Raw genomic sequence first — 25,356 nt, forward strand, 5'->3', positions numbered from 1 at the left:
GAGCAACCATGAAAAAACTACTTATCGTTCTGACGTTGGGTGTTTTTGCCGTGGCCGCAACGGCGCGGGCAGCCGCAAGCGATCTTGAGCAGAGCGTCAGGCGCGGCGAATATGTCGCCCGCGCGTCAAACTGCATTGCCTGTCACACCTATCACAAGGGTCCCTATGCCGGAGGCGTTCCTTTCGGCATCGTCAACAGCCCCAATATTACCCCGGACAAGGAAACAGGCATCGGCAGATTCGACTTCGCCGCCTTTGACAAGGCGGTGCGGCAGGGCATCTCGCCAAGAGGCCCCATGTCGGTCATGATGCCTCCCTCGTATGCGATCATGACCGATGAAGACGTGCATGACCTGTATAACTTCTTCATGCACGGCGTTCAGCCCATCGACAATAAGGTCAGTCAGCCCGACAAGCCGGTGAGCGAAGCGGCTCCGCGAGAGGTCAGGCCCTTTGCCCCCGCCCCCGGCGAAAACCCGGTGGTGGCGCGTGGCCGCTACCTGGTGGAAGGATTGGGCCACTGCGGCTTCTGCCATACGCCCAGAAATGCGCAGGGGGTCGAAAAGGCCCAATGGGCGAGCCAGGGCAAGGACTTTTTGTCCGGCGGCGGCAATTATGCCGGTTGGATAGCCATCAATCTGCGGGGAGACAATCAGGACGGGCTGGCCGGACGCAGCGTGGAGGACCTGACGGAGTTCTTCCTGACCGGGCGCAATGATCCTACAGCCGCCTTCGGCAAGATGATCGAGGTGGTTGAAACCAGCACGCACTATCTGACCCGCGACGATGCCGTTGCCATGGCGCGTTTTCTGAAATCCCTTCCCGCCAAGGATCCGTCCCAAGCGCCTTTCAGGGAAGACAAGACGGTCGCCCGGCAATTGTGGAAAGGCGATGACAGCAAGCCAGGGGCGGGCACCTATGTGGACAGCTGCGCAAGCTGCCATAGAACCGATGGAAGCGGCTATGCCCGTTTCTTCCCGGAACTGCGCGGCAACCCGGTTCTGCTGAGCCGGGATCCCGTCTCGCTCATTCACATTGTTCTTCAGGGGCAAACCCTGCCCGGTTTCAAGGCCGCCCCTTCCTCCATAACCATGTCGCCCTTCGGCTGGCGGCTTGATGACCAACAGCTTGCCGATGTGGTGACATTTATCCGCGGCAGTTGGGGGAATCATGCTCCCGCTGTAAGCGCTGAAGACGTGCGCAAAGTTCGTGGGGACAAGTCCCTTTTCCCGGATCCGCGCGTTTTCGGAAACAGTAACGTGGACAAGCTGATGGAGACGCAACCGTAAGCAAAACAACAGGCTGACCGCCGGGTGCGCGTTTCATGAAGCCGTACCCGGCGGTCAGACCGTGACACTTCGCCCCTGTCGGGTTTTCAACCTGTTGACCTGGGCTTGTCTCTAAATAGGATTTTTGTTCTCTGCCGAAGGCGTCGGCCCTTGCCGCGTCAGCGGCTTACAGGCGCCCGCCCCGCCGGAGCAGGGCTCTGTAAACCGCCCTGCCGCTGGCAGGCGCGAAAATAATTCCGGCCGGGCACGGTGCTGCCCCCTCAGACATTGCCGGGAACGACGAATCCGTTTATAAGAAATCAGCACGGATGATCCCGCGCCCGCCCACGGGCGAAATGTTTGCCCGGAAGAGCGCAAACCGTGCATCAATGCGTAGATTCGGACCCGGTTGACGTTACACCCGAATATATAGCCCGATATCATATAGGAGATTAACATGCGTAATCTAATAGTCGTGGTATACGACACGGAATTCAAGGCTGAGGAAGTTCGTCTCGACTTCATTAAAATGCAGAAGTCCTACCTCGTTTCGCTTGAGGATGCCGTCATTGCTGAAAAGAAGCCGAACGGCAAAATCAAATTGCACCAGATGTACAATTTGACGGCGAGCGGCGCGGTCGGCGGCGGCTTCTGGGGAACGCTCATCGGCCTGATCTTTATGAATCCGCTGCTCGGCCTTGTGGTCGGCGCCGGAGCCGGTGCGGTTGCCGGGGCCCTGAGCGACGTAGGCATCAACGACAACTTCATGAAACAGCTTGCGGAAAAACTGACCCCCGGCACGTCCGCCCTGTTTGTGCTGGTCGATTCCACCCTGACGGACAAGGTGCTCGACGAACTGCGCGGCACCGGCGGCACCATCCTGCAATCTTCGCTTTCGCATGAAGACCAGGCCAAATTGCAGGCCGTTTTGGACAGCGCCCGCACAGCCCAGCAAGATGCCGAACCGGCCCAGGAAAACAAGTAAAACGTTCCCGTCAAAGGCCGCTCTCCCCGAAGGAGGGCGGCCTTTGATTCCACGACACGCTGCATTCATTTTCCGGCAGCAATTTCAGAATTGGCCATGGCCGTGATCGCCGGCAACAGCGCGCGGCCATTTTTCATGGAACGGCTTTTCTCAGCTTCGGGCACAACACGGCCCGCGTTGCCTCAGAAAATTTTCCGGCCGTGTCTCCCCAACCTTTCCCGCACAAATCCCGCGAATAAGGGCGCTACGCCGCCCTTCCAGGCCGTGAAAGCCTTCTTCCAGACAGCTTGCTTTTACAATGAAGGCGGGTATGGTAAGGCAGGATAGGTAAAAAGCCGGGCCGATTCCGGCCCCGCGTCGCTTGTACCCCAAAAAGGAAGTCCCGCCATGTTGGATTTATTCAGTATACCGCATCTGCTCATGGTTCTGCTGGTTGTGATGCTGCTGTTCGGCACGAAAAAGCTGCCTGAAATCAGTGCCGGGCTCGGCAAGGCCATCAAAAACTTCAAACAGGCCGTCAACGAACCCGATGAAATAGATATCAGCCGCAAAAAAAGCGATACGAACAGGTCGGACAGTTAAGCGCATGCGGCGCTGTTCGTAACAGACCGAAAAGGCCCGGTGGTAAGCTCTCCGCCGGGCCTTTTCATGCGGAAAGCGCCGGAATGTTTTGAATCCCGGCGCTCTTCATCTTTTTACAGCATTTTGCGTTTGAAATGTTGCACATTTCAAACCCTACGTCGTCCGTGAGCGGACATCAGAGCAATCCACTCATTTCAAGAGTGAATTATTCTAGTTGTCTTCCGGTTCCGGCTCCTGGAAATCCGCCACCAGCGAACAAAGCCTGTTCAACATATCCAATGGTTGGGCCATCAGGTTTTCAACAATCTGGTTGAGAAAAAAGCCGTCCACCTCTTCTTCCTCATCAAAGTGGCGCATGAGGCAGGAAAGAATTTCAAGTTTGCCGCGCACCATATGCAGGGCTTCCTGCCAGTCTCCGGCGCCGCACTCCTCCAACAGGCACTTTTCCTCTTTCACGGCGAAGTCCGGAAGAAGGTAGGTACGGATCACGCCGGGCGCCCCTCCCGGCGTGGGGGAAGACGTGTCCGCCGCATTGCCGCCGTCCCGGCCTGCCGGGCAAAAGGCCAGCAGGGCCTGGGCGGTTTCTTGCAGCTTTGCGGCCAGCGCGCTGAAATCCGGAAGATTTGGGCGTAGGGAAGGAGCGGGAGTGGAGAGAGATTGGGACATAAGGCACCTCACTGGTTTTTTGATTTGAGCCCTCAAAATGAAAAGCTCCGGGTGCTCAAAACCGCCAGTGAGCGGCGGGCTATTTCCCGGCAAGCCGGTATTGTATTTCGCCCACACCCGGAAACATCAATGCAGAAAAGCAGGCCCCAAAAGGGCACAAGAAAACCCACAAGCTTTCGGGGTGGGAAACCGTCACTGGAAGGTGTTTTGAGCACCTTTTGGGAAAGAAGCACACTAAGAATCAAAGGTCAAGTCCGCTCGGAACGGGAAAAGACCCGCCCACTTTCCCGCCGCGCTTGCGCGTCAACTGGCCGTGCCGGAAAACTGCCTGGAAATGAACGTGGCATAATCGTCCGTCATGCCGGAAATGAAATCAAGGACGCGCAGATATGATTGATAGAGATCGTCGTCGTGCGTCGGAGCGTTCACGCCCATGAGATGCAGCGCCCGTTCCTCCTGATAGGTGAGACTGCGGTTCATTTTGACCTTGAAGCAGGCCGGAATAAAGACGTCCAGAAGCCGCCGGTACAGATTGTACGCGCCCACCTCCAGGGAAATCTTCTGGTTATTGTTCAGGATCTTTTCAGTAAAAATCCTTTTCGCCCGCTCCAGATAGGCGGCGACGTCGCCTTCCGCGTGCTTGAGCAGGCTCCCCTTCAGGCCGCCCTCCATGATCTCAGCGTACTTGTCCTCAAAGGTCCGTCCCAGCGAGCGCACGATATGCGAAATCAGTTGCGCGCGGAGAAAGCCCGCCCGTCGCCTGTCGGAATCCATGGTCTTCTGCTTTTCCTCGTCAATGTTCAGGGACGCCTTCAACGGCTCCAGCACGTCGAGAATGTCCTCATACGAGATGATCCGCAGCTCCCGCGCGTCTTCCATGTCAATAATGCGGTAGCAGACATCGTCAGCGGCCTCCAGCAGATAGGAAAGCGGATGGCGGCGAAACCCGCCGCAACTGAGGCCCAGCGTTTCAAACACCTGACAGAAGATACTTTTTTCAGCCGCATAATAGTTGAATTTTTTTGAATCGCTCCCCACAGCCTCATAGGAAGAGTTCGGATATTTGACCAGGGCGGCAATGACCGGAAAGGTCAGGCGGAACCCGCCGTGATCCTTGTTATTTTCAATCCGGTTGATCAGCCGGAAGCCCTGGGCGTTGCCGTCAAAGGTCTTGAAGTCGGTTTTTTCGTATTCCCTGAGTTCCTTCAGATAGTTGCCGCCGTTCTGCTCGTCCTTGAACCAGTCCTGGATGGCGGATTCCCCGGCATGCCCGAACGGCGGGTTGCCGATATCATGGGCCAGGCAGGCCGCCTGCACGATCTGTCCGAAATGCACCGGCGTGAAACCTTGGGGCATGTCTCCCCGCCCGGCTATCGCCTGCCCCGCCAGAATGCCCAGCGAGCGCCCCACGCAGCTTACTTCCAGGGAATGGGTCAACCGGTTGTGGATGTGATCGTTCCGGCTCAGGGGATGCACCTGGGTCTTTTTCGCAAGCCTGCGGAACGAACTGGAAAATACGATTCTGTCGTAATCCTGAAGAAAGGGATTCCTGTCGTCCGACAGCTCATAACAGCAGGTTCCCGTACTGGTTACCCGGTGCGGGGCGAGCAGTTTTTGCCATTGTTCCGCATGCACAGTCATAAGCGCAGCCACCTCCGGCGACATGGGATATGTGGGGCAACGGTCCCCATGGCGTCAACGCCAGCCTACACAATTTTCTTTTGCCACGACAGAGGCTGCTTTCCCCCCGCACCGGCCGCCGGAAGCGGCGCAAACAGGCCCTAGAGCAGATTAACTTTGAAATTTTACAAATTTCAAAGTTGGCATTCTGGCGAAAAACGTGGTTTTCGCCAGAATCCACGCCACTTCGTGGCGGCTGCCGCCTTCGCGTCAGCAGAGCAATTTCAAAGTGAAATTGCTCTAACGCCGTGGCGGGCAAAAAGACTATTATTCCACACAGTAAAAGAAATATGGCAGCACGTCGCGGAGATATTCATTGAGCATGCAAACAACATACAGGGAATTTTCTTGCCAGATACCCGGAGCAAGGCTACATAGGTAAGCATATAAATTGGGTGGAGCGTGGCTTTCTTCACACGCGGAGGAACCGTTGCGGGGGCTGCGGTGACTCTCGAAACGCCTGCGCAAGCCCGGTTCCGGAGTCATAATCCGCATTCTTACAAGGGAGTTGTGTATGTTCCGCACCATCATGTCCGCCGCCGCCATTCTGCTGTTCGGCGCATCCCTGGCTCTGGCCGCGCCCGTCACCCTGAAACTGGGGCACATTGCCGAGCCTGAAAATCCCTACGGCCAGGGCGCCGACCATTTCGCCAAACTGGTCAAAGAGCGCACCAACGGCGAAGTGGAAATCAAGGTCTACCCCTCCAGCCAGCTGGGCAATCAGCGCGACCTTGTTGAAGGCCTGACCTTCGGCACGGTGGACATGACCCTCACCGGCACCGCCGTGCTGGGCAATTTCGTGCCCGAAGTGGCGGTCTTTGACCTGCCCTTCATTTTCCGCGACGTGCAGCACGCCTACAAGGCCCTGGACACCGTGGGCATGGATCTGTGCAAAAAGGGCGAGGCCCGGGGCATGATTACCCTGGCGATCTGGGAAAACGGCGTGCGCCACATGACCAACAACGTCCGCCCCATTAAGACCCCCGAAGACATGAAGGGCCTCAAATTCCGCGTCATGGAACAGCCCGTGTACATTGAAATGATGAAGGCCCTGGGCGCGAGCCCCACCCCCATGGCCATGAGCGAGCTGTACACCGCCTTGCAGAAGGGCGTCATCGACGGGCAGGAAAATCCCCTGGCCCACATCGCCACCAAGCACTTCTATGAGGTGCAGAAATACCTCTCCCTCACCGGGCATACCTATGCCTCCGAGCCCGTGCTGATCAGCACCATCGCCTGGAAAAAGCTCAGCCCCGAACAGCAGCGGATCGTGCGCAAGGCCGCCGAGGACACCCGCGACTGGCAGCGCCAGCTCTGCCGCGACCTGGAAGGAAAATTCCTGAAGACCATCCAGGACAGCGGCAAATGCCAGGTCAACGAGGGTGTGGACAAGGAAGCCTTTGCCAGGGCCACGCGCAGCGTGTGGGACATCTATACCAAGCGCTTCGGCGACGACAACATCAAGGCCGTTCTGGCCGTGAAGTAAGCGGACATTTCTCGTTTTTACGGCGGCCTCCCCCGGAGCAAAGTAACTTTGAAAAGTTACTTTGCTCCGGGGGAGGCTGTCGCCGGACGGGGAAAGGACGCGGCGCGGCGACAGCCGGAGGGTTCCTATGATCGCATTGTCCAGATTTTTAGAAAAGATGCTCAAGGCCCTGGTGATCGTCGCCAATGCGGCCATGTTGCTGCTGGTGTTCGGGCAGGTCATCACGCGTTATGTGTTCGGCTGGACCCCGCATTTCGGGGAAGAGCTGGCGCGTTATCTCTTCGTCTGGGTGGTTTTTCTTTCGCTGCCCCTGGTGGCCCGTTACGGCGGGCATATGTGCATCGAAACCCTGACCAGCCGCGTCAAAGGCGCCACGCTGAAGACGCTGAATATCCTTGCCGACATTTTCTCCATCGCCTTTTTGTCCATCATGGTCTGGAACGGCGTTCGCATGGTCATGCTGGCCGATTTTCAGACCTCGCCGGCCATGATGATCCCCATGTCCTGGGTGTATGTGGTCATTCCGTTCGGCTGCGGCGTCATGCTGTTGTATGTTCTCGGCAACCTCATGCGCGTCCTCAAAACGCCCGCCGCGGAACTTAAGTAGGAGGCCGCCATGACATTGTGGGTTATCCTGACGTCCTTTGTGCTGATTTTGGCCACCGGAGCCTCCATCGGCGTGGCTTTGGGCCTTTCTTCGGCCATTGTGCTCTACGCCGTGCTGGATATGCCGCTCATCGTGGTGGTGCAGCGCATGTTCACCTCGGTGGATTCCTTTTCCTTCATGGCCGTGCCCTTCTTTATGCTGGCCGGGGCCTTCATGTCCGACGGGGGCGTGACCCGCCGCATCGTCGACTTTTCCATGGCCCTGGTGGGCGCGCTGGCCGGCGGCCTCGCCCTGGTGGTGGCCGTGGCGGGCATGTTCTTCGCGGCTCTCTCGGGCTCCTCGGCCGCCACCACAGCGGCCATCGGCGCGTCCATGATCGACGAGATGGAGCGGCGCGGTTATCCCCGCTCCTTCGCGGCGGCCGTGGTGGCCAGCGGCGGCACGGTGGGCATCGTCATTCCGCCGTCCATCACCATGGTGGTGTATGGTTCCATTGCCAACACCTCCATTGCCGACCTGTTCATCGCGGGTTTCGCGCCCGGCATTCTCATGGGCGTGAGCATGTGCGTGGTGAGCTGGGTCATTTCCAAAAGAAACGGCTATCAGGGCGAGGGGCATTTCTCGGTCATGCGCATTCTGCGTTCCTTCAGGGAATGCTTCTGGGCGCTGATGATGCCGGTGATCATTCTCGGCGGCATTTACACGGGCATTTTCACGCCCACGGAGGCCGCCGCCGTGGCCGCCGTGTACGGGGCCCTGGTGGGCTTTTTCATCTACAGGGAGCTGACCCTGGCCCATCTGCCCAAAACCCTGCTCAGCGCGGCCTACAACACTACGATGATCATGTTCGTGGTGGGCGCGGCCAATCTGTTCGGCTGGATTCTGACCAACGCCCAGGTGCCGCACATGCTGGCCCAGAGCTTCGCCACCCTCACCGACAGCCCCATTGTTTTCCTCATGCTGGTCAACGTGCTGCTGCTCTTCATCGGCACCCTGATCAACGCCTCGGCCGCGGTGGTCATTCTCACGCCCATTCTGCTGCCCGTGGCCACGGGCATGGGCATCGACCCCATGTTCTTCGGGGTGCTCATGGTGGTGAACCTGGCTATCGGCTGCATCACCCCGCCCGTGGGCCTGGACCTCTTTGTGGTGGCCTCCATCACCGGCCTGTCCATCGACAAGGTCACGGCCAAGGTCATGCCCTATCTGATCATGCTGCTGGTGGACCTGGTGCTGCTGACCTACTTCCCGTCCATCATCACCTTCCTGCCCGATCTGCTGCGCTGACGAAGAGTCGGCCGGAACAAGCGGGCTTCCCCCGCATCAGCGGGGGAAGCCCGCGACACAAAAAGCGGCGGGTTTCCCCGCCGTTTTTTTCTGGCATACGTATTCCGTCAACTTAGAGCAGATTACCTTTGAAGCGCTACATGTTTCAAAGGGGTCATTCCGGCAAAAAGCTCGGTTATCGCTACTGTCGATCCCCGTATGGCTCCGTTGTCGCCAACGGGGACAGCCCTTCGGGCTGCCTTCGGTCGCTTTCCCGGAATCCACGCCGCATTGCTCTCAATGCCTGTACGCCCTTTGGGCTACAGGCACGGCCCAACGGGCCGCCCGTCGGGCCGGTCTTCGCGGCGCGCCTCACCGTGTTCGGCGTTAGAGCATTTCAATGTTGAAATGCTCTAGCATGAAAACGTGCTAATCGCACACGCCGGTGTGCTCCGGCCCTTCGGGAACCTGGCAGGCATTCTGCCGCTGGCCGGTGCCGCTGCATTCATAGCAGGCGGAACCGTCGTTATTCTTACCGCTGCCGTGGCAAACCGGGCAGGTGGTGTATCCATCATCTCTTTTTTCCGTCATGGTGCGTACCTCCGTATATATGTACGCTGCTGAATCAGCGTTGAAAGAAGTGTAGCACGCTTAACGGAAAAGACATAGCCCTGATTTCAGCCCTTCGCCGCCTGCCGCTCGTTATTCCCGGCGCTGGGGAAGAAACAGGTTGAGCAGCACCCCGGTCACGGCGGCCAGGCCGATGCCGCCCAGCTTGAAGCTGCCGATGCTGAACTGCATGCCGCCCACGCCGAAAATGATGATCAGTGCCACAATGACCATATTGCGCGCTTCCATCAGATCCTCGCGGGCCCGCACCAGAGTGTTCAGGCCCACCACCATGATGGCGCCGAAAAGCAGAATCATGATACCGCCCATGACCGGCGTGGGAATGGAGGCCAAAAAGGCCCCCAGCTTGGAAACGCAGGAGAGCAGAATGGCGCAGAGCGCGGCCCAGGTCATCACGGCGGGATTGAAGGCGCGGGTCAGGGTCACCGCGCCGGTGACTTCGGAATAGGTGGTATTGGGCGGGCCGCCCACGGCGCAGGCGGCCATGGTCGCCAGGCCGTCGCCGAGCATGGTTTTTTTGATGCCCGGATCCTTGAGATAATCCCGGCCCGTGACTGAGCTGATGGCGATGATGTCGCCGAAATGCTCAATGGCCGGGGCCAGGGTGATGGGAATAATGAAAAGAATGGGCTCCAGGGAAAATTCCGGAAAGGTGAAGGCGGGCAGGGCCAGCCAGGGCGCGGCCAGTACTTTGTCCCAGCCGCCCACGCCCAGCCAGAGGGCCGTGCTGAACCCCACGGTAATGCCGCAGAGAATGGGCACCAGGCGCAAAAAGCCCCGGCCCAGCAGGGAAACCAGCACCGTGGCCGCCAGGGAGGCCATGGAGATGATCATGGCCGTATTTTCCGGCACGAGCTGCTGCGCGCCGTCTCCGCTCTTGCCCAGGGCCATGTTCACGGCCACGGGCGCGAGCACAAGGCCGATGACCACAATCACCGGGCCGGTGACGATGGGCGGCAGCAGGCGCAGAATGATGCCCATGCCCCGCCAGCGGATCAGCAGGCTCAGAAGGACGTAGACCAGACCGGAGCAGAACAGCCCGCCCAGCGTCAGGGCCATGCCCCAGGTCTGCGCGCCGTAAATGATGGGCGCGATGAAGGCAAAGGACGAGGCCAGAAAAATGGGTACCTTGCCGCGCGTGCAGATCTGAAAGATCAGGGTGCCCACACCGGCGGTGAACAGGGCCACGTTACTGTTCAGGCCGGTGAGCAGCGGCACCAGCACCAGAGAGCCGAAGGCCACAAAAAGCATTTGCGCGCCCAGCAGGCAATCCCGCAGACGCAGATTATAGTTCGTGTCCATGTCGCCATGTTGCCCGCTGTCCGCATGCATGCGCCCGCTCCCGGTTATGGTCCGTCACAACGGCCCGGCCTGAGAAAGCCGGTCCGCTCTACTTGGTGCCGAAAATGCGGTCTCCGGCGTCGCCCAGGCCCGGAATAATGTAACCATTTTCATTGAGGTGGTCATCGATGGCGGCGGTGTAGATATCCACATCCGGGTGCGCGGCCTCGACCCTGGCAATGCCCTCGGGCGCGCAGACCAGATTGAGACTGCATATCCGGCGGCAGCCGTGCTTTTTCAACAGGTCGATGGTGGCGATCAGCGAGCCGCCTGTCGCCAGCATGGGGTCCAGGATGATGGCCAGGCGCTGTTCCAGATCCTTGGCCAGCTTGACGTAGTATTCCACCGGCTCCAGCGTGCTTTCATTGCGGTACAGGCCCACCACGCTGATCTTCGCGCCGGGGATCATGTCCAGCACGCCGTCCATAAGCCCGAGCCCCGCCCGGAGGATAGGCACCACGGTCACTTTTTTGCCCGAAATGGCCTCCACTTCCACCGGCCCGGCCCAGCCCTGCACCACGTGCTTTTCCGTACGGAAATTTTTGGTGGCTTCATAGATCAGCAGGCGGGCCACTTCGTTGGCTACGGTGCGGAATTCGCGGGTGGAGGTGGACTCCATGCGCAGGATGCCCAGCTTATGGCGCACGAGAGGATGATCAACCACGTAGACGGCCATGCAGATCTCCTGTCAAGAGGTTGAAGTGATGATAATGGATTGTTTTTACTATAATTCTTAACTTGTTAAGCCTATGCCGTCAGTGAAAGCGTGTCAAGCCCGCACGACGCGGAACTTCCCTTCTTTTCTACGGTTCCCCGTCCCGGTTTACAGGCGCGGACTTTTGCGATAGCCGTTTACGCCGGGGCTGTTTCAAAACTCCCGCCAGGTAAAAACCCGATCATTCACGCTGCCCGACGCCTGACGAGCAAAGCGCACTCAGAGTACCCACGGTCTCTCAAAACGGATTTCCCCGAAGGAGCGCCTGTGCAACTACATCATCTGCCCACCCCTTCCCTGCTCCTGGATGAAGCCCGCCTGCGCCGCAACATCGCCCGCCTGGACGAGCGTCTGCGCGCTCTGGGCGTGGCGTTGCGCCCGCACTGCAAAACCTGCAAAAGCATGGACGTGGCGCGGCTCTGCATGGTCTCCCCGCAGGGACCCATCACCGTCTCCACCCTGGCGGAGGCCGAATATTTCGCGGAACACGGCGTCACGGACATCTGCTACGCCGTGGGCGTCACGCCGGGCAAGCTGGCGCGCGCTCTGGCTCTGCGTCAGCGGGGGGTACGCCTCTCCCTGCTGCTGGACAGTGCGGAGAGCGCCCGCCAACTGGCCGCCTTTGCCCGGGAGCGCAAACACATTTTTGATCTGCTGCTGGAAATCGACTGCGACGGCCACCGTTCCGGCCTGCGCCCGGACGACCCGGAGCTGACGGAGACTGCGGCCCTGCTGGCCGGGGCCGGGCAGAACCTGCTGGGCGTGCTGACACACGCCGGTTCAGCCTACGATCTGCCCAATCCCGGCCCTGAGGTTTTCGCGGCCCTGGCCGAGCAGGAGCGCGACGCGGCCGTGCGCGCGGCGCAACGCCTGCGCGAGGCCGGGCATGCCTGCCCGGTGGTCAGCGTGGGCTCCACGCCCACGGCTTTTTACGGCGAGGATTTCACGGGCGTCAGCGAAGTGCGGGCCGGAGTCTACATGTTTCAGGATCTGGTCATGGCCGGTCTGGGTGTCTGCCGCCCGGAAGACATCGCCCTGTCCGTGCTCTGCACGGTCATCGGCCGCCGGAAAGATAGCGGCAATCTGGTGGTGGACGCGGGCTGGATGGCTCTGTCGCGCGATACGGGCCTGCCGGGGCGCTTCGCCCGGGAGGGGTATGGCCTGGTCTGCGATGCCGACGGCAAGCCGCTGCCCGGACTGCGCGTGGAGGAAACCAATCAGGAACACGGCATCATCGCCGCGTGCGCGGGGCAGTGCCCGCCTCTGCCTGTGGGCACCCTGCTGCGTATTCTGCCCGTGCACGCCTGCGCCACGGCCGCCGCTTTTGACGCCTACCACGTTTGCCGGGGGCGGGAAATCACGGCTGTCTGGCCCCGCTGCCGGGGCTGGTGATCCCGCGCCGGGGCACGTCGCGCCTCTCCGCTTCGCTTGCCTGGAACAGGCGATCATGCCAGAATAACAAACATAACAATGGAGGGAGGATAGTATGCCAGCCACCGTCTATTATGCGGATATGCACAGCCGTTCACTTGAGGACAGCAAAATCGCCAAGGTGGCCCGCCTCTGCGACGCCGTGGGCCTGAAAAAAGTCATCAAAAAAAATGACCTCACGGCCATCAAACTCCATTTCGGCGAATACGGCAACGACACCCATCTCAATCCCTCCCTGGTGCGCCAGGTGGTGGACAAGGTCATGGACGCCGGGGGCAAGCCCTTTCTGACGGACACCACCACCCTGTATTCCGGCAGCCGCCACAATGCCGTGGATCATCTTCAGACCGCCTATCTGCACGGTTTCGCCCCTTCGGTGGTGCGCGCCCCGGTCATCATAGCCGACGGCCTGTACGGCGAGAACGACGTGCCCGTGCGTATCAAGGCCAAGCATTTCAAGGACGTTCATATCGCCACTGAAATCCGTCGCGCGCCCTCTATGGTGGTGCTTTCGCACTTCAAGGGCCATGAGATGGCCGGTTTCGGCGGCGCCATCAAAAATCTGGCTATGGGCGGCGCTTCGGTACCCGGCAAAAAGGACCAGCACGCCACCCACGTGCAGGTGGACGAAAAAACCTGTGTTGGCTGCGGCAAGTGCGTCAAAGCCTGTCCGCAAAAGGCCCTGAGCCTGCGCAAGAAAAAAAGCCAGGTGGACGTGAACCGCTGCATCGGCTGTTTCGAGTGCATCACGGTTTGCCCGGTCAAGGCCATCAGCCTTGACTGGGCCACGGAAATGACCCCGTTCATGGAACGCCTGACCGAATACGCTTACGGCGTGGTCAAAGGCCGTCAGAAGCGGATCTGCTACATCAACTTCGTGCTCAACGTCACCCCGGACTGCGACTGCGTGGCCTGGAGCGACGCCCCCCTGGTGCCGGATCTGGGCATTCTGGCCTCCACTGACCCCGTGGCGCTGGATCAGGCCTGTTTCGACCTCGTGAACAAGGCCCCCAGCCTGGACCCGAAACTGGACGGCGACGCGCCCGACAAGTTCACGGCGCGCTGGCCCAACACCCGTGGCGACGTCCAGCTGAGTTACGGCGAGGAACTCGGCATGGGCAGCCGCAAATACAAGCTGGAAAAAATCTAGTCCCGTGTAACGCTTAAAGTTGCACGGTACTAACCGCCGGGCGCAAGCCTGGCGCGGCGGCGAAGCCGCCGTGAGCGAGCTGAAAACCGCGTTTTCAGCGAAGCGATCTTACCACCTAAAACGAAGTTTTAAGTGGTACATGGTACTAGACGGCAACACGCTGCCGGCGGCGGGTCTTGTCCGGCCCGCCGCTGTTTTTTTGTTCCATCCCCCTACTGGAGCGCCTCCCATGTCCGGCCAGATCATCCTTCTTGTGCTCGGCGCGGCCCTGCTGCACGCATCCTGGAACATCATCGTCAAAGGCGGGGACAACAAGCTTTTTGAGTCCGCCATGAATGCCTTGGGCGGCGGTCTGGGCGCGCTCTGCATTCTGCCTTTCCTGCCCGTGCCGGACAAAAGCGCCTGGGGCCTCCTGGCGCTTTCCTGCTGCTGCCACCTGACGTATTACATCTGTATTGCCGAAGCCTACAAGGTGACGGACCTTTCCCTGGGCTACACCATCATGCGCGGCAGCGCGCCCATGCTCACGGCCCTGGTGCTCTGCTTTATGGGGGTTCCGCTGAGCCTCACCGGCTGGGGCGGCGTGTTGCTGCTCTGCTCGGGCATTCTGGCGTTGGCCCTGGAACAGAAATTCAGCCATAAAGCCAGCCTCAAAGGCATTCTTTACTCCCTGCGCACGTCTTTCGTCATCATGGGCTACACCCTTGCCGACGGCTACGGCGCGCGCGCCAGCGGCAACGGCGTGAGCTACACCTGCTGGATATTCTTCCTGAACATCTTTCCCCTGCACCTCTACGTGCTGTCCCGCTATGGCACGGAATACCTGCGCTACCTGCGCAAGCGGGCCGTGGTGGGCATCAGCGGCGGCCTGGCCGGTCTGGGCTCCTACGGTATCGCCATCTGGGCCATGACCGTGGCCCCCATCGCCCTGGTGGCCGCCCTGCGCGAAACGTCGGTCATTTTCGGCATGATCATGGCTGTGCTGTTTCTGGGCGAAAAGCTTTCCGCCGTCCGCGTGCTGGCCATCCTGCTGGTCATGGGCGGGGCCATGATTCTGCGCATGGGTTGAGCCGCGCCCCGTGGACGGCTCACCGGCATGCGCGGCCCGTATTCTTGGGGAACGCCTCCCCGCGCGACTTGCATGCCTGCCGCAAAAAGTCCGTAGCGCGGCTGTCGGAATTCCGGCCCAGTATGTTCTTTTTTTCATTCGCGCTGCATCCGATGAGAGCATTTAACACTTGGGCTGCTCTTGCACGGCCGCGTCCCTCATCCCCGCAGAGCTGTTCCGACCGGCGCCATATGGCCACAGCCGGTTCTGAACATTTCCATTGATGCTGTTCCTGCAAAAAGGCGAGTGCCTTGTGGCGCAAGCCGGGCGACGATCATCCCCCCAAGAAATGGCCGGAAGGCAATCTTCCCTGTCGGGACATACATGCATACGGGCATGTCCAGGACGAATCGGCGTCGGCATTGCTGTTTGCCCGGAAAGCAGCTATGAGGGTACATAGAAAGAAAAAAAGTATCCGTGGCAGCTTGCTGGGCGCGTTTGCGGGCATCCGCCCAACAACAGCCCGCACGGACAAGTCAATTATGCATCACAAGTCAATATAGACTCGCAGCAAAATACGGCTTTGAAAGGAAATAAGTCAGAATCAACTCAACTCTTGCCGCGGGAAATCCGCCCGCCGCACAGGCCCGGCGGAATAACCCGCCGCCATTGCACGGCATCCGGGCCATGTCCAATTTGGCACAAGGATTGCTTATATAGATTATCAGTGGCCGCGCTTGGCACGTATCCGTTTTCCCCAGAATCCCGGCGCTGCCTTCAAAGAGAATACGGCGTCGCAGCACTTGAAAGTATGCCGCGCTGAAAATCACTGTTCAACGGCGACGCGGTCGTGCGGCCTTCAGCCGCCGTGAAGCCATGCCGTCTTTGCCCATATGGCTTGCAAGCCCTGCGGCTGCCTTTGCTTCATCGCAACGACCGAAGCGGATTCGTCTGGGGACAAGTTACAGCGCTGTTTTCGAAAGTCCGCGCAGAGCGATTTGCCGTTTTCAAAGGCGGATCGTCCAGATAGAAGAATAGATAGTTATAAACCTACAGGATGGAGCGTAGTTCCAGATGGCAAAACGGCGTTGCCGACGCCCACGCTGAAAGCGTGTCGCGGCGTCCGCAGCGTATCCGGCCGGAGCTTGGCCGGGCTTTACGGCCCCGTCCGCGCCGGAAAAAACACTGGCCCTAAAAACCAGACAATGAGCAGGAGGAAGCGCATGGGTGATTCAGAAAAGCACTGTCATGCGGGCGAGCGGCGTGAAGAACTTGAAAAAACGCTTCGCCCCGTCGAAGTGCTGGCCCTGGCTTTGGGTGCCATTGTGGGCTGGGGCTGTTTTGTGTTGCCGGGGATACGCTTTCTGCCCGATGCCGGTCCCATCGGAACAATCATCGCTTTCTTTGTTGGCGCGTTGTTCCAGTGCATTGTGGCTCTGAGCTACAGTTTTCTGATCAAACCCTACCCCGTGGCCGGTGGCGCGTTCGCGTACGCCTACGCGGGCTTCGGCACCAAGGGCGCCTTCATCTGCGGCTGGGCCCTGGTGCTCAGCTATATCTGCGTCATCGCGGCCAACGCCATGGCCATGATCCTCCTGACACGCTATCTCCTGCCCGGCGTTTTCGACGTGGGTTACCTCTATACTATCGCGGGCTGGGACATCAACGCGGGAGAGCTGGCCTTTGTTTCCGCGGTGCTGGTGCTGTTCGGCTGGATGAATTTCAGGGGTATGAGCGCGGCCAGCGCCATCCAGGTCTTTCTGGCCTTTGCCCTGACCATTGGTGTGCTGGTGTTGACCTTCGGCACCATCCAGGCCGAGACCTCCATCTGGAGCAACCTTGAGCCATTCTTCGCCGAAGACCGCTCTCCCTTGGCCTGTGTGCTGATGGTGCTGGCCCTGACCCCCTGGCTGTACGTGGGCTTCGATACCATCCCCCAGACCGCCGAGGAATTCACCTTTTCCCCGCACAAGGCACGGGATCTGATGCTGCTTTCGATCATTTGCGGCGCCATTATCTACGCCCTTGTAACCTTGTGCGTGGCCGGGCTCATCCCTTACAAGGAGCTTTTGGCCCAGAATCACGCCTGGGCCACCGGCTGGGTAGCGGATCAGGTCTTCGGGCGCTGGGGCGGCGTGGCCTTGACTGTGCCGGTGCTGGCGGGCATTCTGACGGGCATGAACGGCTTTTTCATGGCCACCACCCGTCTACTGTTCAGCATGGGACGCAGCAAATTCCTGCCCAACTTCTTTGCCGCTGTGCATCCCCGCTACAATACGCCCTGGAAGAGCGTGATCTTCACCCTGGCGCTCTGCCTCATCGTGCCGTGGTTCGGCCGCGCCGCCCTGATCTGGATCGTGGACATGTCCGCCATCGGCACGGCCCTGGCCTACTTGTTCACCAGCCTGACCGCCTTCAAATATCTGGCCCAGAATCCCGACATCCCCGAAGCCCGCTGGGGCAAGCCCGTCTGCCTGATCGGCGCGGCCACTTCCATCATCTGCTTTATTCTGTTGGTCTTCCCCAGTTCTCCGGCGGCCATCAGCGTGCCGTCGTGGATCATGCTCTTTATCTGGGTGGGTCTGGGCGGCCTGTTCTATCTGAACAGACGTGAGGAGTTACTGCATATTCCCCATTCCCGGCTGCGCTACCTGCTGTTCGGCAAAAGCGATTATCCGGTGCTGTTCAAGGAAGCTGACGAAGAAGAGTCGGAACCTTCCGCCTCCGTTCAATAACCGACTTCCGCAAAACATTTTACCACACGGAGACGTCTATGCGGTTGAAAAAATGTCTCAGCTTGGTCCTGATGTCCCTCTTCTGTCTGGGCGCGGCCCTGCCCGCCGCAGCCGCCGACCTGGTCAAGGTTCCCACGGCCTGGTTGCCCGGTCAGGAAGCCTTCCCCATCTGGTACGCCAAGCAGCAGGGCTGGGACAAGGCCGCAGGCATTGACCTGCAGATCTACGCTTTTGATTCCGGCGCCGATGCTCTGCGCGCCTTTCCGGCCAAAAGCTGGATTTTCGGCGGCCTCGGGGCCGTGCCCGCCATGCTGGGCGCGTTGCGCTACAATATGAGCGTCATCGGCCTGGGCAACGACGAAGCCATGGCCAATGCGGTCATGGTGCGCGCGGACAGCCCCATCTTGAAAACCAAAGGCTACAATAAGGAATATCCCAATATCTACGGCAGCCCTGAAAGCGTGCGCGGCAAGACCATCCTCTGCACCCGCGTGACGTCCGCCGACTATGCCCTGCACCTCTGGCTGAACGCTCTGGGCCTCAAGGAATCGGACATCGTCCTCAAGAATCTGGAACAGGCTCCGGCCATGACCGCCTTTGACTACAACATCGGCGACGCCGTGGTGCTCTGGGCGCCCTTCACCTTCGTGGGCGACAAGCGCGGCTGGAAAACCGTGGGCACTCCCAAGGACCTGGGCAAGCATCTGCCCATCGTGCTGGTGGCGAATACCGCCTACGCCACGCAGTATCCCGACGTGACCACGAACTTCCTTGCCCTTTATCTGCGCGGCGTCAAATGGTTGCAGACCGCCCCGCGCGAGGAGGTCGTCAAGCAGTTCCAGAAATTCTATCTGGACTGGGCCGGTCAGGATTACAGCGCGGACCTGATCAACCTCAACTTCGACACCTATGAATTCTTCAACCTTGAAGCCCAGAAAAAGCTGTTCAGCACGTCGGCCGGCCCCAGCCAGGTGCAGCAGTGGCAGAGCGAACTGGCCGAATTCTTCGCTTCCGTGGGCCTGATCACGGAGAAGAATCTCAAAGAAATTCAGGGCAGTTCCTATGTGACGTCCAAGTATATAGACATGGTCACGCCGCAAGCCGTGACCAAGCAGTAGCCAAACGCCTCAGGGCGTAACCGTGTTTTTGCGCGAAACGTACTCCGGCGGGGTTGTCCCTGCCGGGGGCGCGCGCCCGAACAAGAACAGATTACCTTTGAAACGCCACACGTTTCAAAGGGGTCATTCCGGCAAAAAACGCGGTTATCGCTGCTGTCGATCCCCGTATGCTTCCGTTGTCGCCAACGGGGACAGCCCTTCGGGCTGCCTTCGGTCGCTTTGCCCGAATCTACGCCGCTTCGCGGCGCGCCTCACCGTGTTCGGCGTTAGAGCATTTCAAAGTTGAAATGTTCTAGAGTGTTAAATGCTCTAAAGAAAAGCGGAGAGCCATATGCGTCTGCTGCTCACACTTTGCCTGGGTCTGTGCATCATCGCCATTCAGGTCGTTCTGGGGGTAAAGGCTTTCTTTCCCGACGCCTATGCCGACAAGACCGACGTGGTGGACGCCTTGATGGAGCAGAAAAAATCCATACTGGACCAGATTCCCCCGGTGGAGCTGGCTTGGGTCACCGAACATCCCGCCATTGTCGTGGGTGTGGACCCCAACTTCTACCCGCTGGAAATGTTCGACGAGCGGGGCCGCTACACCGGCCTTGGCGGGGATTACCTGCGTCTGCTGAGCAAGCTGACCGGCCTTGACTTCCGGGTGCGCAGGCTGACGGACTGGGCCAGCACGGAAGAGCAGGCCCGCCAGAAGCTCATCGACGTCTTCATGGCCGCGGCCAAAACGGGACGCCGCAGCGAATACATGCTGTTCACCACGCCTTACATCAACATGCCGGGCATCATCATGACCCGTCGCGGCAGCGGCCTGGACAAGATCGGCCTTGAGGATCTCAAGGGCAAAAAAGTGGCGGTGGTCAACAACTATTCCTGGCATGACTTCCTGAAGGAATTCCATCCTGAAATCATCGCCGTGCCGGTAACCAACACCCTGGAGGCCCTGCAACGGGTCGCCAGCGGCGAAGCCGATGCCGTCATCGACTATGAATTCAACCTGCTGGAAAAAATCCAGACTGGCGGCATCATGCAGATTCAGCCCGCCGGCAAGGTGGATTCCTCCTATGGCCACGCCATTGCCGTGCGCAAGGACTGGCCGGAACTGTTCAGCGTGATTTCCACGGCCCTGGCCCAGATCACGCCCGACGAGCAGAAGATGCTGGCCCAGAAGTGGCTCCAGCAGGAGCGGCCCGCCGGACAGGAACGCCATCTTCAGTGGATATTCTTCTTTGTGGTGGAATCCATTCTGCTCTGCCTGGCCCTGAACTGGCTCTGGCAGAATGAGCTGAAAAAGCAGGTGGCCCTGCGGACCAGGGAGCTTAAAGCCGAGCTGGCCGCCGCCAAACAGGCTTAACCGTATCTCCCCACAAGGTTTTGAAGCGGGGCGGAAGCGCGTGAGAAACGTGCTTCCGCCCCGCTCCGTTCAGGCCGGCTCAATCCAGGCCCAACTCCTTGCGTTTGCGCCAGAGCGTGACCGTGGTGATGCCGAGCAGGGCCGCGGCCTTGTCCATGCTCACGCCCAGGCCCAGCACCTTGCGGATCTGGGCCTCCTCCACCTCGGCCAGCGTCAGGATGCGTGTCTCATCCGCCGTTGCGCCCCCGCTCGCCGCGCCGCCTACGCCCTGCAGGGCCGGGGGCAGGTCGTCACGCCGCACCGCAGAACCTTCGGCCAGCAGCAGGGCGCGCTCCATGACATTGCGCAGTTCGCGGGCATTGCCGGGCCAAGCATGAACCAGCAGGGCGTCGCGCGCTTCGCCGGAAAGCACGGGAACCGCCTTTTCTCCGGCGGCCTGCCGCAAAAAACGTTGCGCCAGAGGCAGAATGTCCTCCCGGCGTTCCCGCAGAGGCGGCAGGCGGCATTCAAAAATGTTCAGGCGGTAATAGAGATCCTCACGGAAGCGCCCTTCAGCCACCAGACTTCGCAAGTCCCGGTTGGTGGCCGCCAGCACCCGCACGTCCAGGCGCAGGGGCTTGTTGTCCCCCACCCGCTCAATGACCCGGTCTTCCAGAAAACGCAGCAGCTTGGCCTGGCTGGAAGGCGAGAGCTCGCCCACCTCGTCCAGAAAGAGCGTGCCGTCCTCGGCGGCCTCGAATTTGCCCGCCCGGTCGCGCACCGCGCCGGTAAAGGCCCCGCGTACATGCCCGAAGACCTCGGACTCGAACAGGGGTTCGGCGATAGCCGAACAGACCACTTCCACAAAGGGCTTGTCGCTTCTGGCTGAACAGCGGTGCAGCTCGCGGGCCAGCGAAGTTTTGCCGGTGCCCGTTTCGCCCTGAAAAAGCACGGAAACGTCACTTTGCGCCAGCTTGTCCATCAAACGCTGCAAGTCCAGCGCGGCGGGAGAGGTCAATCCCTCAAACCAGCCGTGCCGCGCCTGCCTCAGGCGGGTGTTTTCCCGCCGCAGGCGCACCAGATCCCCAACCCGACGCAGCAGATGCTCCAGCTCTCCGGCGGAAAAGGGTTTGGGCAGATAGTCATATGCCCCGGCCTTGATGGCTTCCACCGCATTTTCATAGGAGGCGAAGGCCGTCATCAGCACGCAGATCAAATCCGGGCGACGCTCCAGCGCGGCGGCGGTCAGCTCCACCCCGCTCATGCCTTCCATGCGCATATCGGTCAGCAGCAGGTCGGGCGCCTGCTTCTCCACAGCGGCCAGCGCCGCTTCGCCTCCGCTTTCGCCCACGGCCCGACAACCCAGGCTTTTCAGGGTCAGCAGCAGAGTGCGCAGGATGGCCGCATCGTCGTCCACCACCAGGACGCTCAGTTCCGAGTCATCTCCGGTCATGCCCGTCCTCCGTCGGTTTCGGCCTCCCGCTCCGGCAGAGGCAGGCATACCGTAAAAATGGAACCGCCTTCCGGAGCGGGCGCGTAGTGCAGTGTGCCGCCGTGCCCTTCCACAATGGCCCGGCTGATGGCCAGACCGAGACCAGCGATGCTCAATCGCCGCCCGGCAGCGCGCCGATGCGAGAAGGGCTCGAAAAGGCGTCCGGCCAGCTCCGCGTCGATGCCCGGCCCGTTGTCCGCCACCCGCAAGGCCAGAAGGCCCTCCCCTTCCAGCTCCGCGCCCACCATGACCGCGCCGCCCTCAGGCACGGCGCGCAAGGCATTGGACACAAGGTTGGAAAGCACCCAGGCAAAACGCTCCTGATCCAGGAACACAGGCGGAAGACCCGGCGCAACGTCGCAGTGCAAGGTCACGCCCGCCTCGCGGGCCGCCGGTTCAAAGGGTTGCAGCCAGCGCGGCAGGCAGTCCCGCAGATCCAGCGGCGCGGGCCGCAGCTCCAGAGCGTGCGGGCTCATGCGGGCGATATCCAGAAACTGGGCCGCCACAGTGCGCAGACGCGCGGCATCCTCCCGCACGGTCGCCACCAGGGCGGATAGATCAGGGTCCGCCGCGCTTTCAGGCCGTCGGGCCAGCAAATCAGCGGCCAGTCCCAGAGATTGCACCGGCGTTTTCAATTCGTGGGAAATCCAATCCATCATTTCCGCGCGCAGGGCGTCGCGCCGCTTCTTTTCCGTGATTTCAGTGAGCAAAAACACCTGTCCCAGGGTCTGCTTCGGCCCGGCCACGGCACGCGCACCCCGGCCCGGCTCCTCCACCACCCGCCTCCGGGCCGAGAACCAGCGCTCGCTCCCCGTGCCGCGCGCGTCGCCCGGCTGCTCCGGATCGGCGAGGGCAATGTCCCGGCTGCCGGTCAGACCACTGTGCAGAACGGCGCGCAGGGCCAGATAGTTGGGAGCCGTGCTTGAAAGATCCGCCCAGACTTTACCCAGCACATCCCTGGACGTGAGCCCGAGCAGCGCCAGCATGCGGCTGCTGGCATGCTCCACCGCGCCGCCGGGGCCAAGCATCAGCACAGCGTCTTCAGCGGCGTCCAGCAGCACGGCCAACTTGTTTTTTTCCGCAATCAGGCGGCTCAGATTCACGGCGTCAAGTTGGCTGAGCCGCGCCCAGAGCCGTGTGAATTCCTCGAACAGAATACGCACTTCCAAGGTCTGCGGCGCGGGCAGGCGCAGGGGTTTGCGTAGGGGAGGACGGGCCTGAAGCACTTCGGCCGCGCGGCGCAGTGGATGGGCAATGCGCGCGGCAATGGCGTCGGTCTGAAAAAAGGCCCAGAGCGTGCACGCCAGAAACAGGGCAACGCCCGCCGTGAACACGATGTCGCGCCACCAGCGCCCCTCGGCGATCCTTTGCCGGATACCCTCTTCGTTGAGAAGCACCAGAGCGTTGAGCTGCATGCGCACGTGATTGTAGCCCATATCCGCGTCTTCCGGCCCGGCAAGCAACAGTTCGCTCCAGCTCCGGGCCACGGCGTCCACCGCCGCCTGTTCACCCGTTTCGGTCACATTGGCCCGCGCTCCGGCCAGAGCCAGTTCAAACTCGGCCTGCCAGGCAGCGCGGTCCTTCCCGACATAGAGTTCCGGAAAACGCCAACCGGCCAGAGCCGTGGACATCTGCCTGGCCAGGGCCACGGAATCGTAATTCCGGCTCACCAGCGAGTCGGGCGCGCGCCCGGCAAAGAAAAAGCCCGTGCAAAGCAGCACGCCCACCAGACCAAAAGCCAGTACCAGTTTGAGGGTGGCCTGGCTGATGCGGCGGTGCAGAGTGGGTAGAACTGTTATATCCATTGCCGTCAACTGGTTAGATGCTTTTTACGCTTTACATTTCCGCCTGGGGACATAATTCACACGGGAAGATCCGACTTTTCCGCATCAAACCTCTCTGGGAGTCAGATTGACGATATGCACGTCCACTCCCACCGCGTCATACAAAAAATTGAGGATAAAGGATCCGCGCAGGCGTTCGCGCAACGGCGTCAGGCGGGACTTGCCGAAAAAGGCATGCCGCACATTGCGGGCGCTGGCAAAATTGACCAGAGTTTCGGCCACGTCCTCGCCCTCCAGCTCCACCACCTCGGCCCCCAGACGCACGGCCAGTTGCAGGTTGTTCTGCAGGCCCCGCTGCACGGCGGCGTTGATCCGCTCTGGGCTCTCCCGCTGCCGCTGCACATAGACAACATAGCAGCGCGATCCCATCTGGCTCGCCAGGCGCATGGCCTTGCGGATCAGGGTTTCCGCGTCCGTGGGGTTGGAGCTGATGGCCACCATCACAGCCTCGGCGGCATGGCCTTCTGCCTCCGGCGAAAGCAGGGCCTGGGCCTCGATTTTGCGCATCTGGTCGCCCGAGGCTTCGCGCAGGCAGAGTTCGCGCAAAAAGGAAAGGTTTTCGTAACTGAAAAAATTCCTCAAAGCCCGTTCGGCCTGTTCCGGCTTGTATATCTTGCCCTGGCGCAGGCGCTCGCGCAAATCCTCCTTGGAAACGTCCACCGTAACCACTTGGTCCGCGCGGGCCAGAAAAGCGTCGGGCAGGCGCTCGCGCACGGCCACGCCTGTGGCTTCCTGCACCCTTTCGGCCACGGATTCCAAATGCTGCACGTTGAGGGTGCCGATGACGTTGATGCCGTGGGAGAGGATTTCCAGAACGTCCTGGTAGCGTTTTTCCCTTTGAGAGCCGGGCGCGTTGGTGTGCGCCAGTTCGTCCACCAGGGCGATCTGGGGAGCGCGACGGATCAGGGCTTCCGCATCCATTTCGGGAAAAGCCGCTCCGCCCTGACTGACGCGCAGGGGCGGCAGGGTTTCGATGCCTTCCAGAAGGGCCAGGGTGTCGGGCCGCTCGTGCGGCTCAACATAGGCGGCCACCACGTCAAAGCCCTGCCGCAACAGATTGTGGGCCTCCTGAAGCATGGCGCAGGTCTTGCCCACGCCCGCCGCATAGCCCAGATATATTTTGAGCGAACCTTCGCGCTTGCGCGCCAGCACGTCCGAAAATTCCCGCATAGCGCCCCCGGATATTCCGAGTTTCACTATTGCGGAGGGACGGGTGCCGGCCCGTCCCTCCGGTCTTCATGTCCAGAGCAGATCAGCGTTGAGATGCCGCATCAACGGCCGGGTCGGAAAGGAAACCTTCCGGGCCGGATTTCAGTCTATCCGACCTCCCGACCCCGGACAAGGCTGCTTACCGTCCCTGCTCCAGCGGAGCGGACATGCTCCCGGCGTCAATCGTGCCGCTTAGATGGTCCAGAGCCATATTCAGCTTGAGCACATTGACCAGGGGCGCGCTGTTCAGCACGCCGCCGGGCGTTTCGGCCAGGCTGTCCGCCAATTCCACCACGTCCGAAGGTTTCAGGCCGCGCGCGCGGGCCACGCGCTCCGCCTGCCAGTGCGCGGCTTTCAGGGTAATGTGCGGGTCCATGCCGCTGCCCGAGGCCGTAACCAGGTCCGCCGGAACCTTGCGCTGCGGCGTGGCCTCCAGGCTTTTCAGGCTTTCCAACGCGCGTTCCCGCAGGGCGTCGCCCGCCGGAGAGAGATTGCTGCCGCCCGTGGCATTGGCGGCATAGTCCACGGCCGAGGGGCGCGGCCAGAAATATTCCGGCCTGGTGAAAGCCTGGGCGATCTGCGCGCTGCCCACCACCTGACCCCGCTCATTGAGCAGCAGGGAACCTGCGGCGGTCCAGGGCGTGAACGTCCGCCCCACGGCCAGGATGGCCAGAGGATACAGCACGCAGAGGATCACAGCGGATACCAGCATCAGGCGCAGGCAGGCCGCGAACTGCGCGCCCCAATTTCCCGTAAGTTCAGTCGTCATG

22 protein-coding genes are annotated in these 25,356 nt (G+C 60.8%); 13 read left to right on the forward strand and 9 right to left on the reverse strand.

Features of this window, described 5'->3' with window-relative positions; all coding sequences use genetic code 11:
- The first annotated feature begins 8 nt into the window (after positions 1–8).
- From HMPREF1022_RS02830 to tatA, 3 genes are all read left to right on the forward strand, one after another.
- Positions 9–1,289 (forward strand): c-type cytochrome, encoded by a 1,281-nt coding sequence (locus HMPREF1022_RS02830; RefSeq protein ID WP_009301788.1) that lies wholly within the window; start codon positions 9–11, stop codon positions 1,287–1,289.
- Positions 1,290–1,725: 436 nt separating this feature from the next.
- The gene (locus HMPREF1022_RS02835; protein ID WP_009301789.1) at positions 1,726–2,253 is read left to right on the forward strand and encodes a DUF1269 domain-containing protein; all 528 of its coding nucleotides are present in this window, start codon (positions 1,726–1,728) and stop codon (positions 2,251–2,253) included.
- Between the two features lie 387 nt (positions 2,254–2,640).
- Positions 2,641–2,835 carry a twin-arginine translocase TatA/TatE family subunit gene (tatA, locus tag HMPREF1022_RS02840; protein ID WP_008684610.1) on the forward strand — a complete coding sequence of 65 codons (195 nt, stop codon included), beginning with the start codon at positions 2,641–2,643 and terminating at the stop codon, positions 2,833–2,835.
- Between the two features lie 210 nt (positions 2,836–3,045).
- Here tatA and HMPREF1022_RS02845 read toward each other — a convergent pair whose 3' ends face one another.
- Together HMPREF1022_RS02845 and HMPREF1022_RS02850 are read right to left on the reverse strand one after the other, a co-directional pair.
- Positions 3,046–3,501, reverse strand: a complete 456-nt coding sequence (locus HMPREF1022_RS02845) for a hypothetical protein (RefSeq protein ID WP_009301790.1) — start codon at positions 3,499–3,501, stop codon at positions 3,046–3,048.
- A gap of 303 nt (positions 3,502–3,804) precedes the next feature.
- Positions 3,805–5,142: a deoxyguanosinetriphosphate triphosphohydrolase gene (locus HMPREF1022_RS02850; RefSeq protein ID WP_009301791.1), complete on the reverse strand. Its 1,338-nt coding sequence runs from the start codon at positions 5,140–5,142 to the stop codon at positions 3,805–3,807.
- A 156-nt stretch (positions 5,143–5,298) separates the two neighbouring features.
- Between HMPREF1022_RS02850 and HMPREF1022_RS17925 the strand changes: the two genes are divergently transcribed.
- From HMPREF1022_RS17925 to HMPREF1022_RS02865, 4 genes are all read left to right on the forward strand, one after another.
- Entirely contained in the window at positions 5,299–5,559 is a 261-nt protein-coding gene (locus tag HMPREF1022_RS17925; RefSeq protein WP_156802807.1) for a hypothetical protein, read from the forward strand.
- Between the two features lie 136 nt (positions 5,560–5,695).
- Entirely contained in the window at positions 5,696–6,667 is a 972-nt protein-coding gene (locus HMPREF1022_RS02855) for a TRAP transporter substrate-binding protein (protein ID WP_009301792.1), read from the forward strand.
- A gap of 127 nt (positions 6,668–6,794) precedes the next feature.
- Positions 6,795–7,274 carry a TRAP transporter small permease gene (locus tag HMPREF1022_RS02860; RefSeq protein ID WP_009301793.1) on the forward strand — a complete coding sequence of 160 codons (480 nt, stop codon included), beginning with the start codon at positions 6,795–6,797 and terminating at the stop codon, positions 7,272–7,274.
- Positions 7,275–7,283: 9 nt separating this feature from the next.
- Complete coding sequence (locus HMPREF1022_RS02865) at positions 7,284–8,561, forward strand: TRAP transporter large permease (RefSeq protein ID WP_008684621.1); 1,278 nt, start codon at positions 7,284–7,286, stop codon at positions 8,559–8,561.
- Between the two features lie 408 nt (positions 8,562–8,969).
- Here HMPREF1022_RS02865 and HMPREF1022_RS02870 read toward each other — a convergent pair whose 3' ends face one another.
- The 3 genes from HMPREF1022_RS02870 to upp form a co-directional block, all read right to left on the reverse strand.
- Positions 8,970–9,131: a hypothetical protein gene (locus HMPREF1022_RS02870; protein WP_008684623.1), complete on the reverse strand. Its 162-nt coding sequence runs from the start codon at positions 9,129–9,131 to the stop codon at positions 8,970–8,972.
- Between the two features lie 111 nt (positions 9,132–9,242).
- Positions 9,243–10,502, reverse strand: coding sequence for a uracil-xanthine permease family protein (locus tag HMPREF1022_RS02875; protein ID WP_009301794.1), 1,260 nt, complete (start codon positions 10,500–10,502; stop codon positions 9,243–9,245).
- 58 nt (positions 10,503–10,560) lie between these two features.
- Positions 10,561–11,187, reverse strand: coding sequence for a uracil phosphoribosyltransferase (gene upp / locus HMPREF1022_RS02880; RefSeq protein WP_008684626.1), 627 nt, complete (start codon positions 11,185–11,187; stop codon positions 10,561–10,563).
- Positions 11,188–11,493: 306 nt separating this feature from the next.
- Here upp and HMPREF1022_RS02885 point away from each other — a divergent pair, with 306 nt between their 5' ends.
- The 6 genes from HMPREF1022_RS02885 (at position 11,494) to HMPREF1022_RS02910 (ending at position 20,062) form a co-directional block, all read left to right on the forward strand.
- Positions 11,494–12,618, forward strand: coding sequence for an alanine racemase (locus tag HMPREF1022_RS02885; RefSeq protein ID WP_009301795.1), 1,125 nt, complete (start codon positions 11,494–11,496; stop codon positions 12,616–12,618).
- Between the two features lie 94 nt (positions 12,619–12,712).
- Complete coding sequence (locus tag HMPREF1022_RS02890; protein WP_008684633.1) at positions 12,713–13,807, forward strand: DUF362 domain-containing protein; 1,095 nt, start codon at positions 12,713–12,715, stop codon at positions 13,805–13,807.
- 229 nt (positions 13,808–14,036) lie between these two features.
- Positions 14,037–14,876, forward strand: coding sequence for a DMT family transporter (locus HMPREF1022_RS02895; RefSeq protein WP_008684636.1), 840 nt, complete (start codon positions 14,037–14,039; stop codon positions 14,874–14,876).
- Positions 14,877–16,078: 1,202 nt separating this feature from the next.
- On the forward strand, positions 16,079–17,590 hold the full coding sequence (locus tag HMPREF1022_RS02900; RefSeq protein ID WP_008684638.1) for an APC family permease: 1,512 nt from the start codon (positions 16,079–16,081) through the stop codon (positions 17,588–17,590).
- Positions 17,591–17,628: 38 nt separating this feature from the next.
- Entirely contained in the window at positions 17,629–18,708 is a 1,080-nt protein-coding gene (locus tag HMPREF1022_RS02905) for an ABC transporter substrate-binding protein (RefSeq protein ID WP_009301796.1), read from the forward strand.
- Positions 18,709–19,039: 331 nt separating this feature from the next.
- Positions 19,040–20,062 carry a transporter substrate-binding domain-containing protein gene (locus HMPREF1022_RS02910; protein ID WP_008684640.1) on the forward strand — a complete coding sequence of 341 codons (1,023 nt, stop codon included), beginning with the start codon at positions 19,040–19,042 and terminating at the stop codon, positions 20,060–20,062.
- 79 nt (positions 20,063–20,141) lie between these two features.
- Here HMPREF1022_RS02910 and HMPREF1022_RS02915 read toward each other — a convergent pair whose 3' ends face one another.
- From HMPREF1022_RS02915 to kdpC, 4 genes are all read right to left on the reverse strand, one after another.
- Positions 20,142–21,494: a sigma-54-dependent transcriptional regulator gene (locus HMPREF1022_RS02915; protein WP_009301797.1), complete on the reverse strand. Its 1,353-nt coding sequence runs from the start codon at positions 21,492–21,494 to the stop codon at positions 20,142–20,144.
- Complete coding sequence (locus HMPREF1022_RS02920; protein ID WP_009301798.1) at positions 21,491–23,338, reverse strand: sensor histidine kinase; 1,848 nt, start codon at positions 23,336–23,338, stop codon at positions 21,491–21,493. The genes HMPREF1022_RS02915 and HMPREF1022_RS02920 overlap by 4 nt, the downstream gene beginning before the upstream one ends.
- A gap of 84 nt (positions 23,339–23,422) precedes the next feature.
- Positions 23,423–24,547 carry a universal stress protein gene (locus HMPREF1022_RS02925; RefSeq protein WP_009301799.1) on the reverse strand — a complete coding sequence of 375 codons (1,125 nt, stop codon included), beginning with the start codon at positions 24,545–24,547 and terminating at the stop codon, positions 23,423–23,425.
- 178 nt (positions 24,548–24,725) lie between these two features.
- Positions 24,726–25,355, reverse strand: a complete 630-nt coding sequence (gene kdpC, locus HMPREF1022_RS02930; protein WP_008684648.1) for a K(+)-transporting ATPase subunit C — start codon at positions 25,353–25,355, stop codon at positions 24,726–24,728.
- Between the last annotated feature and the right edge of the window lies 1 nt (position 25,356).

The sequence above is a fragment of the Desulfovibrio sp. 6_1_46AFAA genome, from assembly GCF_000224635.1.
GTDB classification, from domain to species: Bacteria; Desulfobacterota; Desulfovibrionia; order Desulfovibrionales; family Desulfovibrionaceae; genus Desulfovibrio; species Desulfovibrio fairfieldensis.